This is a genomic window from Vibrio sp. 1CM23M, from assembly GCF_023161755.1.
GTDB classification, from domain to species: Bacteria; Pseudomonadota; Gammaproteobacteria; order Enterobacterales; family Vibrionaceae; genus Vibrio; species Vibrio coralliirubri.
On record NZ_JALNTR010000005.1, the window covers coordinates 208,037 to 224,718 of the forward strand.

Here is a 16,682-nt window from a genome sequence, read left to right on the forward strand (position 1 = left end):
CCAGCATCTTAAGTGAAGGTTTATACAGGGTGTTTTATCCCTTAAATGACGGTTTGCTCTGAAAAACGGTGTGAATGTAAAAAAAACGCAACTTTTCATTGACGTCCAGTGGTAAAAATTGATACACGTAGAGTAAAGCACAAGCAGAGAATTTGATATGCAGCACGTAAGCCACCTAGTAATGACCACAACCATTATTATTACCGACATTAACATTGTTGGGGCAGGCTGCTAAGTAACGGATTTTAAAAAAAAGGCCTGTATCCAACAAGATACAGGCCTTTTTTTGTACCATTTTTATGACTTATGGAGAAAGGGATGCGCGTTTTAAAGTTTGGAGGTTCATCATTAGCTGATGCAGATCGTTTTTTACGAGCGGCTGATATCATCGCTAATAATGCCCAGCAAGAAGAGCTAGCCGTTGTACTATCGGCTCCAGGAAAAACAACCAATAAGTTGGTCGCTGTAATTGAAGCTGCACTTAAAAATGGTGAAGCAGACGCACAGATTACAGAGATTGAATCCTCATTCGCTGCACTGTTTGCAGATATTCAAGCCGTTGTTCCTTCTATTGATGGTTCTGCGTTCCAAGAGCAGGTTGATACTTCTCTTGCTCAGCTAAAACAGTTCGTAAACGGCATTAACCTACTGGGTATGTGCCCGAATCATGTTAATGCTCGCATCATCAGTAAAGGTGAGCGAATCTCAATTCAGTTGATGAAAGCGGTACTTGAAGCGAAAGGCCAACCAGCAAGCCTGATTGACCCAGTTCAATACCTATACGCTAAAGGTGATCACCTTGAAGCTATGGTCGATGTGGACGTTTCAACTCAGAACTTCCGTCAGTCGCCACTGCCTAAAGGTCACGTAAATATCATGCCGGGCTTTACGGCTGGTAACGATAAAGGTGAGCTAGTCACACTTGGTCGTAACGGCTCTGATTATTCAGCTGCAGTGCTAGCAGCGTGTCTACGTGCTGATTGCTGTGAGATCTGGACAGATGTAGACGGCGTTTACAACTGTGACCCGCGTTTAGTGGATGATGCTCGTCTTCTTAAGTCATTAAGCTACCAAGAAGCGATGGAGCTTTCTTACTTTGGCGCTTCGGTTCTACACCCGAAAACTATCGCGCCTATCGCACAATTCCATATTCCTTGTCTGATCAAAAACAGCTTTAACCCACAGGGGGCGGGTACTTTGATTGGCCAAGACACTGGCGAAGACAACCTAGCAATCAAAGGCATCACCACGCTAAGTGACCTAACAATGGTTAACGTATCAGGCCCAGGCATGAAGGGCATGGTAGGCATGGCGAGTCGTGTATTCGGCGCGATGTCTTCTGCTGGCGTTTCTATTGTCCTTATTACTCAATCTTCTTCTGAGTACAGCATCAGCTTCTGTATTGAATCTGCTGACAAAGTGAAAGCGAAACAAGTGCTGTCAGACGCGTTTGAACTTGAACTTAAAGATGGCCTGCTAGAGCCGGTTGAGTTCATGGATGACGTTGCGATTGTAACGCTGGTGGGTGACGGTATGCGCACTTCACGTGGCGTAGCATCTCAGTTCTTCTCTTCTTTAGCTGAAGTGAACGTCAACATTGTTGCGATAGCTCAAGGTTCTTCAGAGCGCGCTATCTCAGCGGTTATCCCTGAAGACAAAATCTCTGAAGCAATCAAAGCGTGTCACGAAAACCTATTCAACTCTAAGCACTTCCTAGACGTATTCGTTGTTGGTGTCGGCGGTGTTGGTGGCGAGCTTGTTGACCAAATCCAACGTCAGCAAGGCAAACTGGCTGAAAAAGGCATCGTGATTCGCGTATGTGGTTTAGCAAACAGTAAAGGTTTATTGCTAGACAGCGATGGTCTACCGCTAGAGCAGTGGCGTGACCGTATGTCGAGTGCGACTGAAGAGTTCAGCCTAGCTCGCTTAGCGGCTTTGGTTCAACGTAACCACATCATCAACCCTGTATTGGTTGATTGTACGTCTAGCGAAGGTATTGCGGCGCAGTACGCTGACTTCCTAGCGGCTGGTTTCCACGTGGTAACACCAAACAAGAAAGCAAATACAGCAAGCATGGCTTACTACCATCAGCTTCGTGAAGTTGCGCGCAACTCACGTCGTAAGCTGATGTACGAAACAACCGTAGGTGCTGGTCTACCGGTAATCGAAAACCTACAGAACCTTATCTCTGCAGGTGATGAACTTGAGAAGTTCAACGGCATTCTTTCAGGTTCACTGTCTTACATCTTCGGCAAGCTTGATGAAGGTATGACACTAAGCCAAGCAACCAATATTGCAAAAGATAACGGTTTCACTGAACCGGATCCTCGTGATGATCTATCTGGTATGGATGTGGCGCGTAAGCTGCTTATTCTTGCTCGTGAAGCTGGTATGGCGCTTGAACTTGAAGATGTTGAAGTAGACCAAGCTCTGCCACCGGGTTTTGATGATTCAGGTACGGTTGAAGAGTTCATGGCTCGCTTGCCAGAAGCGGATGCTTACTTCAAAGAGCAGTCAGCTATCGCAGCAGAAGAAGGCAAAGTACTTCGTTATGTGGGTGAAATCGCTGAAGGTAAGTGTAAGGTTCGTATTGCAGCTGTTGATGGCGACGATCCAATGTTCAAGATTAAAGATGGCGAGAACGCATTAGCATTCTACAGCCGTTACTACCAACCAATCCCTCTAGTACTGCGTGGTTACGGCGCGGGTACTGAAGTAACAGCAGCTGGCGTATTCTCTGATGTGATGCGTACTCTTGGTTGGAAATTAGGAGTTTAGGAATGAGTTCAAGTGATATGGATGTTGTCGTTTATGCTCCTGCATCAATCGGTAATGTCAGTGTAGGGTTTGATGTGCTGGGGGCCGCTGTGTCTCCAGTGGATGGCACACTGCTGGGTGACCGAGTTATGGTTAAAGCCGGTGATGAACCATTCTCACTTAAAACAGCAGGCAGCTTTGTTTCTAAGCTGCCAACTGAAGCAAAAGAAAACATTGTTTACGACTGCTGGGTGGTGTTCTCGAGAGAGCTTGATAAAAAAGGCGTTACGCTAAAGCCTTTGGAAATGACGCTAGAAAAGAACATGCCTATCGGTTCAGGTTTGGGCTCTAGTGCATGTTCAATCGTCGCGGCACTGGATGCGCTAAACCGTTTTCACGGTCAGCCACTGAATGAAACTGAACTGCTTGCTCTGATGGGCGAAATGGAAGGTAAGATTTCAGGCGGTATCCACTACGATAACGTTGCGCCATGTTACCTTGGTGGTGTGCAGCTCATGCTTGAAGAGCTAGGCATCATTAGCCAAGAAGTGCCGTGTTTTGACGACTGGTACTGGGTAATGGCTTATCCGGGTATTAAGGTTTCAACGGCTGAAGCGAGAGAGATCCTACCATCTCAATATCGTCGTCAGGATATTATTGCTCATGGTCGCCACTTAGCGGGCTTTATCCACGCATGTCACTCAGGTCAACCTGAACTGGCTGCGAAGATGATCAAAGACGTGATCGCTGAACCATATCGTGAGAAACTGCTTCCTGGGTTTGCTGGTGCTCGTAAATACGCGCTGTCAGCTGGGGCTCTGGCTACTGGTATTTCTGGTAGTGGTCCAACTCTATTTAGCATTTGCAAAGAACAAGATGTCGCCGAGCGTGTTGCACGCTGGTTAGAACAAAATTACGTACAAAATGAAGAAGGATTCGTTCACGTTTGTCGCCTAGATAAGCAGGGTTCGATCGTTACAGGAAGTGAGTTATGAAACTGTACAACATCAAAGAAAATGATGAACAAGTCTCTTTTGGCCAAGCCGTTCGTCAAGGCTTAGGCCGTAATCAAGGTCTATTTTTCCCATCTGAACTGCCAAAGTTTGATGATATCGATGCGCTGCTAGCAGAGGACTTTGTCCCTCGTAGCTCAAAGATTCTGTCAGCATTGATTGGTGATGAACTACCAAAAGAACAGATCGACCAAATGGTGGATGCAGCGTTCCAATTCCCTGCACCAATCAACCAAGTAAAAGACGGCGTTTACGCGCTTGAGCTTTTTCACGGTCCAACACTGGCATTTAAAGATTTCGGCGGCCGCTTTATGGCTCAATCTTTAGCAGCCGTTTCTGATGGTGGCCAAATCACTATCTTAACAGCAACATCAGGTGATACTGGTGCGGCAGTTGCACATGCTTTCTACGGTATGGAAGACATCAATGTTGTGATTCTTTACCCGAAAGGCAAGATCAGCCCGCTGCAAGAGAAGCTGTTCTGTACGCTTGGTAAGAACATCCACACAGTGGCGATTGATGGCGATTTTGATGCGTGTCAGGCGCTAGTTAAAGACTCATTTGATGATGCTGAACTGCGTAAAGAGATCGGTCTGAACTCGGCAAACTCGATCAACATCAGCCGTTTAATGGCTCAGATCTGTTACTACTTTGAGGCGGCTTCTCAGCTGACTAAAGAGCAACGTGAAAACCTAGTTATCTCTGTACCAAGTGGTAACTTTGGTAACCTAACTGCGGGTCTATTGGCTAAAGCGCTAGGTCTACCTGTTAAGCGTTTCATCGCAGCAACCAATGAAAATGACACGGTTCCTCGTTACCTAGAAACAGGCCAATGGGATCCAAAACCTACCGTTGCGACAACATCGAACGCGATGGACGTAAGCCAACCAAACAACTGGCCTCGTATCGAAGAGCTTTGCCAACTGAAAGGTTGGGGCTTAGATACACTAGGCAAAGGTAAGGTATCTGACGAGCAGAGCGCTGACTCAGTTCGCGACCTAAAAGCACAAGGTTACCTATGTGAACCACATGGTGCGATTGCTTACCGTCTACTGGAAGAGCAGCTGCAAGAGAACGAAACTGGCTTGTTCCTGTGTACAGCACACCCAGCGAAATTTAAAGAAGTGGTTGATGACATCCTAGGCTCTGATATCGAACTGCCTGGCCCGCTAGCAAAACACGCGGCGATGGAGTTGTTGTCTGAAGATCTTGATAACGATTTTGAAGCGCTAAAAGCAGTGCTTCGTCGAGTTCAACCTGCGTAATTTTTCAAAAACGTAAACGTAGAACTTAGATAGATCAGAAAAGGTGAATGAGCAATCATTCACCTTTTTTATTGTCTGAGTGTTTTTAAAGTAAGCTTTATTTAAGGGTTTTCTTACGCTTAAATGGCTTTAAGTAAGTGTATTGCTTTAACCTGATCAAAACGGAAAGGGATAGTATGAATTTTTTGATTTTTCTTGGCTCTGTACGTGAGAGCACACCGCCAAGACCTGCGCGATTAGGGATGAGAGTCAGCAAGGCGTGTGAAAAGCTGTTTGCGAATCAGCACTCAGAGCATACGGTCGAGATTATCGACCCATTGAATTATGACTTTGGCGATGTGTTTAAGCCTGAGTTTTCCTATCATCGTTCAAAAGTACCCGCACATTTAGCGGAGTTAGCCGACAAGATCGCTAAAGCTGATGGCTATGTGATGGTTAGCCCGGAATACAATCATTCGATGAGCCCAGCGCTAGCTAATATTCTCAATCACTTTGGTAGCTCGCTATTTTCATATAAACCGAGTGCGATTGTGACCTATTCTGCCGGTCAGTGGGGCGGGGCAAGAGCATCCGTTTCAATGCGCACCTTCTTGTCAGAGCTAGGTTGCTTACCTGTTTCTGCGATGATTCACTTGCCGAAAGCGCAAGAAGTGTTTGATGAAGAGGGCGGCGTTGTTCAAGAGTCTGAGCAAGCACAATGGGATGAATACATGAACCGAACATTCCACCAGTTGATGTGGTGGGCACAAGGTGCTGCGCTGCAAAGAGACAATGTTGATCCAACGGCTCTGGCGAAAGCCTTTACTAAAGATCCTTCTCAACGAAACGCGCCTTAACCAAATTTGATTGGTGACAGTGCTTGTTTGATTTTAGGTGAGCGGGTTCTGAGTTGGAACAATAAGCGATAAGAAGTTGCTAGGACAAAAACTAAAAAAGCTTGGCCATTTCTGACCAAGCTTTTTAAATCTTTAACACTCTAGTTTACTGAGATTATAGAGACTCAGTGAACGTACGTGCGATAACGTCACGTTGCTGTTCAGTTGTTAGAGAGTTGAAACGTACAGCGTAACCCGATACACGGATAGTTAGCTGTGGGTAGTTCTCTGGGTGAGCAACTGCGTCTTCTAGCGTTTCACGCTTAAGAACGTTAACGTTTAGGTGTTGGCCACCTTCGATGCGTGGTGCTGCTTCGATTGCAACTTCACGGCTTTCGTACTCGCCTAGGTCTGCAGCTGAGATAACTTGGTCAGCTTCGAAACCTGCAGTAGCAACAACACAACGAGCTTCATTCTTCTCGCTATCTAGTAGCCAGATTGAGTTTAGTAGGTCATCGTTTGCTGCTTTAGTAATTTGAATACCTTGGATCATAACTATCTCCTAGTCCACTGAATGTGGTTTGATTATGGTGTTAACTTTCGATTTTTATTGAGCTGGGTAATATATACCTAATATTAGTAAGGTTAACATTGATTTAAGTCAAAAAACAACCAAAAACCATATTTTTACAAAGGTGATTATATTGAGGTAAATCAATAAAACCTTTGAAAACAAAGTAATTACAAAATATTTTAAAGTATAAAAAATATTTAACAGTCATATTTGTTGTAAGTTTACTACATTTGTTGTGTTTTTATTGAACTACAACCGATACGACCCTTTATTTATTAAGCATTCTGAAAGTGTAAAGTGATTTAATGACAAACAATAATTCATCCTCAAAACCGGAAACAAATATTAAGTTTATTGGCGCTCATGTGTCGGCTGCTGGTGGTGTTGATCAGGCGCCTATGCGTGCACGTGAAATTGGTGCTAATGCGTTTGCGCTGTTTACCAAGAACCAGAGACAGTGGGCGACAAAACCGCTAGAAGCGAAAACCATTAGTGCCTTTAAAGCCAATTGCAAAATGTTGGGCTTCGGTGCTGAGCACATTCTTCCTCATGACTCTTACCTTATTAACCTAGGAGCACCAGAAGAAGAGAAGCTAGAGAAATCACGCGCGGCTTTTATTGATGAAATGGAGCGTTGTAATCAACTTGGATTAACGCTCTTGAATTTTCATCCTGGGAGTCATTTAAAGAAAATCTCAGAAAGCGAATGTTTGGCGAAGATCGCTGAATCCATCAACCTAGCTCATCAAGCGGTACCTGACGTAATCGCAGTGATCGAGAATACGTCTGGGCAGGGCACTAATCTGGGTTGGAAGTTTGAACATCTAGCAGAGATTATCGAACAGGTAGAAGATAAGTCACGTGTTGGTGTGTGCTTAGACACCTGCCATACGTTTACTGCTGGCTATGACTTACGTACAAAAGAGGCGTGTGAGCATACTTTTGCTGAGTTCGACCGCATCGTGGGTATGCACTATCTAAGAGCAATGCACATCAATGATTCAAAAGCTGAGTTCGCGAGCCGAGTCGATCGACACCATTCTTTAGGAAAAGGCGAAATTGGCTGGGATTGTTTTGAGTATATTGCCTCTGATTCTCGCTTTAATGGTATCCCTCTCATCTTGGAAACCATTGATTCGACCATCTGGAAAGAGGAAATTCAACAACTTAGAATGTTTCATCGCTCAGCAACGCTAGCGAGCGAAGAAGCGTAATAATAGAGGGGAAAATTTATTTCCGTCTATTTCTAAAAATTGGCACCTTTCTTTCATAGTATTAAAGTGAATATGTAGTTCACGATGTCTTAGAGGAGGTGCCTTTATGTATTCAATCACCCAAACTTCAACTATTGCTGTCGCACGCCGTTTACCAACACCAAACCGTCACGTGCATAACCACGGCCACCATCGTACACAGCAGAAAAGTGGTTAATCGAGATAAACACAACTTGAACTGATTATTATGATTCATCAACAAGTGAACCCTACACATCATGTTTATTGATAGCTGTATGAGGTATAACTAGAGCCTTATTTAGGACAGTTAGCCGATACAGCTATTTTTTTGTCTGGCGAAAGCCGCTAGAAACCTTGATGATTGGGAAGTAAAACGATGAGCGCACCAAAGACTTGGGAATCCATTATTAGTGATGAACGTGATAAAGAGTACTTTCAGAGTGTCCTCGCGTTTGTTGAACAGCAACGTGATAGTGGCAAAACCGTCTACCCGCCACAAGATCAGGTGTTCAGTGCCTTTGATATGACGCCTTTCGAATCCGTACGAGTGGTTATCTTAGGGCAAGATCCTTATCACGGTGCTAACCAAGCTCACGGCTTAGCATTCTCAGTGCTTCCTGGTGTGAAAATTCCCCCTTCTCTACGCAATATGTACAAAGAGCTTGCACAAGATATAGAGGGCTTTGAGATTCCTAGTCATGGTTATCTCGATTCTTGGGCATCGCAAGGGGTGTTGATGTTGAACACAGTCCTTACAGTAGAAGAGGCAAAAGCACACTCACATGCTAAGTGTGGCTGGGAAACCTTTACCGATGCCATTATTGCTGAGCTCAATCAGCGCTCTGAACCGATCATCTTTTTGTTGTGGGGCGCACACGCTCAGAAGAAAGGCCAAGCGATTGATGAAGACAAGCATCATGTGTTGGCTGCACCTCACCCATCGCCATTATCGGCACGCCGTGGCTTCTTCGGTTGTCAGCACTTCTCTACAACCAATAAGCTGCTTTCTTCTATGGATCAACAACCTATTGACTGGCGTTTACCAACAGAAGTGTAGGTTGGTGGTTTTCTGAGCAGGGTCAAATCATAAATCAGCATATTCGTATACACTTATAAATAGTAGGTGTAATGGAGTGCAATACTATGATGATTGAAAGGATAAGACGAGAGCATGGCTATATGGCTCGTTTACTCGCGATACTTAACAGTAAGTTAGAGTTTCTGAAACAGGAGCGAGAAATAAACTATAGCCTGATCGCAGAGGTGGTTCATTACTTGATGAACCATTCAGACAAAGTGCATCACCCTAAAGAAGACGTCATTTATCGCTACTATCTTAAGCAATATGGCAGTCAACAAGCGATTGAAGACTTGGAACTAGAGCATCAATTGCTTTCTGAGAAAACGGCAGACTTTTTAGGTTTGCTCGATATGATTCTCCAAGATGCGGTGGTTCCTCAGCAAGTTTTTATTGAGCAGCTTGAAGCGTTTGTGAAAGCTCAGCGAAAACACATGGAATATGAAGAGAAGCATGTGCTACCCATGATTGTTGAGGCGTTCACGGTCAAAGATTGGCAAGAAGTGGAGTCTCAATGGCTTCAACCGGAAGATGACCCTGTCTTTGGAGAGACCATCGCCGATCAATATCGCCAACTCGCGGCTCGGGTTCGACAAAATGAACAAGAGTGCGTTTAGCCTGTTTTAATGTTGAAACGCCCCTATTTTTAGGTGTCCTCTATATTAGAGAGTTGGTTTCCAAATGGCGCTTTGAGCGGATTAACTACCTCAAAAAAAAAGGCACCTATATAGGTGCCTTTTGCTATCTGATTTCTTATCGTGCTGATTAAAGCTTTATATCGTCAACGCTAAAATCAAGACCTAGGTTCATCTCTCTCAGCTCTTTCTCAAGCTGCCTACGATCGTTGATGGCTTCGATTTCACGCCACTTACGCTTTAGTGGTTTCGAGCGTGATTTTTGAGTTACACGAGGCATTTCTAGTTCTGATACTTCATCGAATTGAAAGCTATCCATAAGCCATATCTCCTTCCGTGGGACTAGTTCTTACGAACCAATAAATATCATATTTAGGTTCACAATAACTTTGATTTGTTTCTCATTTGTTTCAAATCCATGAAGCTTTTGTTCTATTTTCTTATGCATGCTCACACATTGTGAGAATTGTTATGTATAAAAAACAAGCAAACAAACTTAAGTAAACGATTAAATTGGGGGTTATTGAATGTTAATTCATTGTGCGAATGGAATAGCGATTTGACTACAATGCATTGAAGTGCACATGGTGCCGTGCGGTATAGGGATCTCATTGGCCTAGAAAAAAACGAAGATCTTCACTATACCTTGTAAAACCTAGGCTGACGTCATTTTTATAGGATGATGTTCTTGTTGGGGTAGTGCCGCGGCTGTTGTTGATATTATGTCCCGATAATGTGACTTTTATTGGGCTGCATTGTTGAAAGTTGTGTTAACAAAAGGTGTGTTATTAGTGAAATGTCATTTTAATATAAGTGCATTTGCATATTGATTTTTAGGCCGTCTCGCTGCATTATCCGCCCGTCAAAAAATACACTGATACGTAAAATGGATGCATGAAGCGACATTTACAGTCTCAATCGCCGCAAGAATATAACAAGAGTGCCGACACAACATTGACAGAGGCATAGGCGATTAAGAGGAAGGCTAGGAAGCATGATCGGTGCTTAAACTCAATTACGAGGTTCACGTGACAGACTTAATCAATTTGATGAACGATCTCCTTTGGGGATCTATCTTAGTTTACTTACTGGTTGGTGTGGGTATCTACTTCACTGTACGACTAGGCTTCATTCAATTCCGCCATTTCGGCCACATGTTCTCTGTTCTTAGAAACAGCCGTAAAGCAGACAGTGCTGGTATCTCCTCTTTCCAAGCTCTTTGTACTAGTCTCGCTGCTCGTGTAGGTACGGGTAACATGGCAGGTGTTGCTGTAGCACTAACCGCTGGTGGCCCTGGTGCTATCTTCTGGATGTGGCTAATCGCAATGCTAGGTATGGCAACATCGTTTGCAGAAAGCACACTGGCACAACTATACAAAACGCGTGATAACGACGGTAACTACCGCGGCGGCCCTGCATACTACATGGAGAAAGGCCTAGGTATGCGTTGGATGGGGGTTCTATTCTCTATCTTCCTAATCATTGCATTTGGTCTTGTATTCAACGCGGTTCAAGCGAACGCGATTGCAAGCGCAATGAACACAGCATTCGACCTTGAGCGTAGCTACGTTGGTGTTGGTATCGTAATCATCTCTGCATTCGTTATCTTCGGTGGTATCCGTAAGATTGCACGTACAGCAGAAATCATCGTTCCAATCATGGCATTGGCTTACCTAGCGATCGCTATGTACGTGATGTTCGCGAACATCGAGAAAGTGCCTGAAGTACTGGCGCTTATCTTCAAGAGTGCATTCGGTCTGCAAGAAGCAGCAGCGGGTGGCCTAGGTTACGCAATCGCACAAGCGATGATTAACGGCATCAAACGTGGTTTGTTCTCGAACGAAGCGGGTATGGGTTCTGCGCCAAACGCAGCAGCTTCTGCTACGCCTTACCCACCGCACCCAGCATCACAAGGTTACGTGCAAATGCTAGGCGTGTTCATGGATACCATTGTTATCTGTTCAGCAACAGTCGCAATCATCCTGATGTCTGGTGAGTATGTACCACACGGTGAAGTCACGGGTATCGAACTAACGCAACGTGCACTAACAGCACAAGTGGGCGAATGGGGCGGCATCTTTGTAGCGGTAGCGATTTTCTTCTTCGCTTTCACTTCAATCATTGCAAACTACTCTTACGCTGAAACGAACCTTATCTTCCTTGAGCACAACAACAAGAAGGGCCTAGTGCTATTCCGTATCGTTGTTCTGGGTATGGTTATGTTCGGTTCTCTAGCGACGTTACCAACGGTATGGGCTCTGGCTGACGTATCGATGGGCCTAATGGCGATTGTTAACTTGGTGGCGATTATCCTGCTATCAGGCATCGTGATTAAGCTAGCGAAAGACTACAATCGCCAACTAGACGCGGGTAAAGTACCAACATTCGATTCGAATGACTTCCCAGAGCTTAAGTCTCAGCTGGAAGACGGTATTTGGGACAACAACAAGAAGTAATCTTGTTGGAGCGATAAACGGCTCATCCTAAAGTGATTAGAAAGGCTAAGGTTTCGACCTTAGCCTTTTTCTTTGCCTGTCATTTGTCTCATTCTCCCTATCGAAGTAATAGGAAGAGTCATAAAGACAAGTTGATGTTTTTTCTATACTCTAGCAGCATCCAGTTAGATAACCGATTAGGGTAAAGTTATGTTAGTTGTCGTTTCTCCAGCCAAAACACTTGATTACGAATCACCATTAGCGACGGAACGCTTTAGTCAGCCTGAGTTTGTTGAACACTCTGCTGAGCTGATTGAAGAGTGCCGCAAGCTGACGCCAGTAGATATTTCTGCACTGATGAAAGTCAGCGATAAAATCGCAGGGTTGAACGTAGCGCGATTTGAGCAGTGGAGCGAGACCTTTACCCAAGACAACGCACGCCAAGCAATCCTAGCCTTTAAGGGCGATGTATACACTGGCCTAGACGCTGAAACGCTATCGGATGAAGATTTTGACTACGCACAAGACCACCTGCGCATGCTTTCTGGGTTATATGGCTTGCTTAAGCCGTTGGATTTGATGCAGCCATACCGCCTAGAGATGGGTACACGCTTAGCCAATGCTCGTGGTACTAACTTGTACCAGTTCTGGGGCAACATCATCACAGACAAGCTGAATGAAGCGTTGAATGCTCAAGGCGACAATGTGTTGATTAACCTAGCATCAAACGAATACTTTAAAGCTGTGAAGCCGAAGAACTTGGATGGCCAAGTGATTACCCCTGTATTCAAAGACTGCAAGAACGGTCAGTACAAGGTGATCAGTTTCTACGCGAAGAAAGCGCGTGGCATGATGGCTCGCTACATCATCGAGAACAAGATCGACTCGGTTGAGGCGCTGACCCAGTTTGATACGGCGGGCTACTACTTCGTTGAAGAAGAGTCGAACGCGAAAGAGCTTGTCTTTAAGCGTGAAGAGCAAAACTAGTAGTCCTTGGCTAACGAGTCGCTCTCGGTTTTAGCCTGATAACAGACCAGATAGAGAAAAGCCCCATGAAGCGAACTGCATGGGGCTTTTTTATTGAATCGTTGAAGCTGGTAGATTACTTCTTCTTTGCTGCTTTCTTTTTCTTCGCGATTTTTTTCTTCTTCGCGATTTTTTGTTTCTCTACCGCTTTCTTATCTTCTTTCTTCGGCTTCTTCTTCTTAGTCACGGCCGCTTTCTTATGCGTAGGGCGCATGCCTTCGATGAAGCGCTCTTTGATTGGTTCGTCTGTGTAACGAGCCACACGCTCAATCATTAGTTGATCGTGCGCTTCAATGATAGAAACCGCGTTACCTTTTTTACCAGCACGAGCCGTACGGCCAATACGGTGTAGGTATACGTCAGCCGTACGTGGCATGTCGTAGTTGATTACGTGGCTTACGTCTGGAAGGTCGATACCACGAGCAGCAACGTCAGTCGCTAGTAGTACGTTTACAGAACCGTCACGGAAACGAGCAATCGCGTTGTTACGACGATCTTGAGGCATTTCACCTTGGATCCAAGCACATGGGATTTGCGCGCTTTCAAGTTGAGCTCGTAGATCACCTAGACGATCACGCGTCTTCAAGAACACGATGCTGCGCTCAGCTTGCTCTGTGATGACGTGCTTTAGGATGTTCAGCTTGTGCTCTGCTGTGTCTGCACGGTGGTACCACTGAGTGATCTTCTTACGCTCACGAAGTGATGATTTCGCATCGATCTCCGCTGGGTTTTTAAGTAGATCTTCAGTGAAGCCTTCAATGCCTTTACCTTCTAGCGTTGCTGAGAACAGTAAAGTTTGTTTACGCCAGCGACACTCTGCAGACAGACGGTCAACAACAGGACCAAAGCCCATGTCTAGCATGCGGTCGGCTTCATCTAGAACCAGCCATTCAATCGCACGACAGTCAAAACGCTCGCCTTCAATGTATTCCATCAGACGGCCAGGTGTTGCTACTACGATATCTTGAGTTGTACTTAAGATATCTGCGTGCTCTTGGTACATCACACCACCCGTGATCGTGAAGATATTTAGGCTGGTGTATTTAGCAAGCTCACGTGCTTGTTCGGTGATCTGCATTGCTAGCTCACGCGTTGGCGTCAGGATAAGCATACGTGCAGGGCCAGATTTCTTACGTGGGAAATCCAGTAGGTATTGCAGTGCTGGCAATACAAATGATGCTGTTTTACCAGTACCTGTTGGCGCAGAAGCCAAAACGTCTCTTCCATCTAACGCTTGTGGGATTGCTTCAGCTTGTATCTGTGTTGGACGTTCGTAGCCCATTTCGTCAATTGCTTTAAGCAGCTCTTGGTTAAGATCGAGTTCTGCAAAGGTTCTGATCACTGTTGTTTCTCCACAAGCAATAAATGTTTCTGCCTCAAAAAGCAGACGATAAAAAAGAGTAGTCGGACATTATAGAAGCATTAGTGATTAGGATCACATGGTATTTGCTACATCTTGAGATAAAAATCTTTAGTGAGCGCAATAAATGCTTCGCTATAACCACCTTGGTGGTGAATTGTAAGCGATTCGCGCTGCAAATCTTGCTCGCAAACAGGATCTTTAGATAACTCAAATAGAATTCGGCTAGCTGGCTTTTTATCTGTTGTTTTCACATCAAGGCGCTTTGCTAGATACCAACCACATTGCTCGGCAAGCTTGATAAAACCTTCCCCCTCAGGCGTCGGTAGGATGAAACTGGCAGTCGCGGCTTCAGTGGTTATCTCGAAACAACGCTGGGCAAGCGCTAAGTGATCCAAGCTGTCGGTGTGTCTGGCGGTGGCTCTTTGGCTTTGCTGCGCCTGTTCTCCAGAGTTGAAGTAGGGCGGGTTACAGATGATCGCATCAAACCTTTGTGGAAAGTCGGCCGTTAACACGCTGCCGTGATCAAGGGAGATACGATCTTGCCAAGGCGACTGCTCAATATTGACTGTGGCAGCATCAATGGCGTGTTGATCAATATCTATCGCAGAGATTGAAGCATCTTCAAAACGCTGCGCAGCCATCAAGGCCAGCAGACCTGTCCCGGTTCCAATATCGAGTACACATGATCTTTGTGGCAGGCTTACCCACGCGCCAAGTAATACGCCATCGGTACTGACTGGCATACCGCTTTTCCCGCCGTAAATTGAGAATTGCTTAAAATTGAAGCTTTTAGTTTGCACTGTTTTGTCTTTCATTAATGTTCTGAGTATCGAGATATTTTAAGTGATTAGCTCTAATGTTAACCGCTTGTATGAATCAATGTTCTGATTGGGAAACTATTGTTGTGCATTATGGTTAGTTTATAATTGTGGCTATTTTTCTATAGCTAGTGGAATCCACTGCTTTTTGTTCTCATATGCAAATTTATATGGTGTTTTTGTGTGGTGACTTGCAGCTAGCCAGTTGTTTCGTCATTATGCGCGACTATTTTATAGATTGATTGGCAGCTTTGAGCTGTAACATTCATGTAAGCACAACATAAATTCATAAATATAATTAAGGATTATCTGTGAAACAGAGTCTAAAACTAACAGATATAATGGCATTGGGCTTTATGCTTTTTGCGTTTTTCTTGGGTGCGGGTAACATCATCTTCCCACCTCTAGCTGGCCAATTAGCCGGTGATCACTTCCTTCCAGCGATGTCTGGTTTTCTGCTGACTGCCGTTGGTCTGCCGTTAATCACTATCGTCGCGGTCGCAGTGGCTGGTGGCTCTTGGGGTCACTTAACTAAAGATCTTCCTAAGAAAGCAGCAACCATCATGGCTGTACTGATCTTTATCATTATCGGTCCTGCATTTGCTGCACCGCGTACTGGCCTTGTTGCCTATGAGATGGCGGTGAAACCGTTCTTCATCGATGCCTCTCAAGCTCACCTAACTCTCTTTTCAATTGCATTTTTTGTAGTAGCGATGTTCTTCTCATGGTCGCAAGGTAAGCTTATTGACGTCATTGGTAAGGTACTAACACCTGCACTGTTCGTTGGTTTGGTTGTACTGGCGATTGCTGTATTCGTTAACCCTCAAGGCGATATTCTTGCGGCTCACGGTGAGTACATCACTCAACCACTGACCAAAGGTTTCCTTGAAGGCTACAACACCATGGATACTTTTGCTTCTTTGATGTTTGGTATGCTGATTGTTGATGCGATTCGTAGCAAGGGCATTACGGACCGTGCAGCGACGACTAAGTACCTAATTAGCGCGGGTTGTATTGCCGCAGCGGGTCTAGCGTTTGTTTACATCTCTCTATTCTTCCTAGGCGCAACAAGTGCAACAGTCGCAGCTGGTGCAGACAATGGCGGCGCTATCTTAAGCCTATACGTTCAATCGTTGTTTGGTCCTTCTGGTCAGCTAGTGCTTTCTGTGATCGTACTATTAGCATGTCTAACAACGGCGATTGGCCTTGTGTCAGCATGTTCTGATTACTTCAGCTCGCTAACGCCTCTGTCTTACAAGACTTGGGTAATCATCAACGGTGTAGCTTGTGCAACCGTTGCGAACGTTGGCCTTTCTCAACTGATTTCTCTGTCTGTTCCAGTACTGTTTGCACTGTACCCAGTCGCTATCGCGTTGGTTGCTCTGACTTTCTTGCGTAGCCGTTTCCCTAATCCAAAAGCGGCTTACCGCGTAGTGGTATTAGTGTCACTGCTGTTTGCTCTTATTGATGGCGCTAAAGTAGCGGGTGTAGACGTGTCTGCACTTAAGATGCTGCCACTGTTTGAGATCGGTATGGGTTGGTTGCTTCCAACAACGGCTGCAATCATCTGTATGTTCTTCGTTGGTAAATCAACAGAACAAGAGATGGCTGAAGAGACTGTTTAATCTTCCGTTGAGATTAGATTGTCCTTCGAGATGAAATAGAAAA

Annotated in this window: 14 protein-coding genes and 1 other annotated feature; of the genes, 10 read left to right on the top strand and 4 right to left on the bottom strand. The window is 45.0% G+C overall.

Going from position 1 to position 16,682, the window contains the following annotated elements:
* Positions 1-170: 170 nt before the first annotated feature.
* Positions 171-289, top strand: a sequence feature (Thr leader region).
* Between the two features lie 29 nt (positions 290-318).
* The 4 genes from thrA to MSG35_RS16830 all read left to right on the top strand — a co-directional run bounded on the left by thrA (position 319) and on the right by MSG35_RS16830 (position 5,871).
* Complete coding sequence (thrA, locus tag MSG35_RS16815) at positions 319-2,778, top strand: bifunctional aspartate kinase/homoserine dehydrogenase I (RefSeq protein ID WP_048606761.1); 2,460 nt, start codon at positions 319-321, stop codon at positions 2,776-2,778.
* A 17-nt stretch (positions 2,779-2,795) separates the two neighbouring features.
* On the top strand, positions 2,796-3,752 hold the full coding sequence (gene thrB, locus MSG35_RS16820; RefSeq protein WP_248384608.1) for a homoserine kinase: 957 nt from the start codon (positions 2,796-2,798) through the stop codon (positions 3,750-3,752).
* Positions 3,749-5,035, top strand: a complete 1,287-nt coding sequence (gene thrC, locus MSG35_RS16825) for a threonine synthase (RefSeq protein ID WP_050635054.1) — start codon at positions 3,749-3,751, stop codon at positions 5,033-5,035. The genes thrB and thrC overlap by 4 nt, the downstream gene beginning before the upstream one ends.
* Before the next feature lie 176 nt (positions 5,036-5,211).
* Entirely contained in the window at positions 5,212-5,871 is a 660-nt protein-coding gene (locus tag MSG35_RS16830) for an NAD(P)H-dependent oxidoreductase (protein ID WP_050648720.1), read from the top strand.
* Between the two features lie 154 nt (positions 5,872-6,025).
* Here the strand turns inward: MSG35_RS16830 and grcA are convergent, their stop codons facing one another.
* On the bottom strand, positions 6,026-6,403 hold the full coding sequence (grcA, locus tag MSG35_RS16835) for an autonomous glycyl radical cofactor GrcA (RefSeq protein ID WP_017059315.1): 378 nt from the start codon (positions 6,401-6,403) through the stop codon (positions 6,026-6,028).
* Positions 6,404-6,729: 326 nt separating this feature from the next.
* Here grcA and nfo point away from each other — a divergent pair, with 326 nt between their 5' ends.
* From nfo to MSG35_RS16850, 3 genes are all read left to right on the top strand, one after another.
* Positions 6,730-7,638: a deoxyribonuclease IV gene (gene nfo / locus MSG35_RS16840; protein WP_248384592.1), complete on the top strand. Its 909-nt coding sequence runs from the start codon at positions 6,730-6,732 to the stop codon at positions 7,636-7,638.
* Between the two features lie 397 nt (positions 7,639-8,035).
* Complete coding sequence (ung, locus tag MSG35_RS16845; RefSeq protein ID WP_248384593.1) at positions 8,036-8,716, top strand: uracil-DNA glycosylase; 681 nt, start codon at positions 8,036-8,038, stop codon at positions 8,714-8,716.
* Positions 8,717-8,802: 86 nt separating this feature from the next.
* The gene (locus tag MSG35_RS16850) at positions 8,803-9,354 is read left to right on the top strand and encodes a hemerythrin domain-containing protein (protein ID WP_059021496.1); all 552 of its coding nucleotides are present in this window, start codon (positions 8,803-8,805) and stop codon (positions 9,352-9,354) included.
* Positions 9,355-9,502: 148 nt separating this feature from the next.
* Here MSG35_RS16850 and MSG35_RS16855 read toward each other — a convergent pair whose 3' ends face one another.
* The gene (locus MSG35_RS16855) at positions 9,503-9,691 is read right to left on the bottom strand and encodes a DUF3545 family protein (RefSeq protein WP_248384594.1); all 189 of its coding nucleotides are present in this window, start codon (positions 9,689-9,691) and stop codon (positions 9,503-9,505) included.
* A gap of 709 nt (positions 9,692-10,400) precedes the next feature.
* Here MSG35_RS16855 and MSG35_RS16860 point away from each other — a divergent pair.
* On the top strand, positions 10,401-11,828 hold the full coding sequence (locus tag MSG35_RS16860; protein ID WP_032545312.1) for a sodium:alanine symporter family protein: 1,428 nt from the start codon (positions 10,401-10,403) through the stop codon (positions 11,826-11,828).
* Between the two features lie 189 nt (positions 11,829-12,017).
* Entirely contained in the window at positions 12,018-12,794 is a 777-nt protein-coding gene (yaaA, locus tag MSG35_RS16865; RefSeq protein WP_017059322.1) for a peroxide stress protein YaaA, read from the top strand.
* A 115-nt stretch (positions 12,795-12,909) separates the two neighbouring features.
* Here the strand turns inward: yaaA and srmB are convergent, their stop codons facing one another.
* Complete coding sequence (gene srmB / locus MSG35_RS16870) at positions 12,910-14,175, bottom strand: ATP-dependent RNA helicase SrmB (RefSeq protein WP_017059323.1); 1,266 nt, start codon at positions 14,173-14,175, stop codon at positions 12,910-12,912.
* 107 nt (positions 14,176-14,282) lie between these two features.
* A complete protein-coding gene (locus tag MSG35_RS16875) occupies positions 14,283-15,011 on the bottom strand; it encodes a methyltransferase (protein WP_248384595.1) in 729 nt (242 codons plus the stop codon).
* A 314-nt stretch (positions 15,012-15,325) separates the two neighbouring features.
* Here MSG35_RS16875 and brnQ point away from each other — a divergent pair, with 314 nt between their 5' ends.
* Entirely contained in the window at positions 15,326-16,639 is a 1,314-nt protein-coding gene (brnQ, locus tag MSG35_RS16880; protein ID WP_019820574.1) for a branched-chain amino acid transport system II carrier protein, read from the top strand.
* The last annotated feature ends 43 nt before the right edge of the window (positions 16,640-16,682 follow it).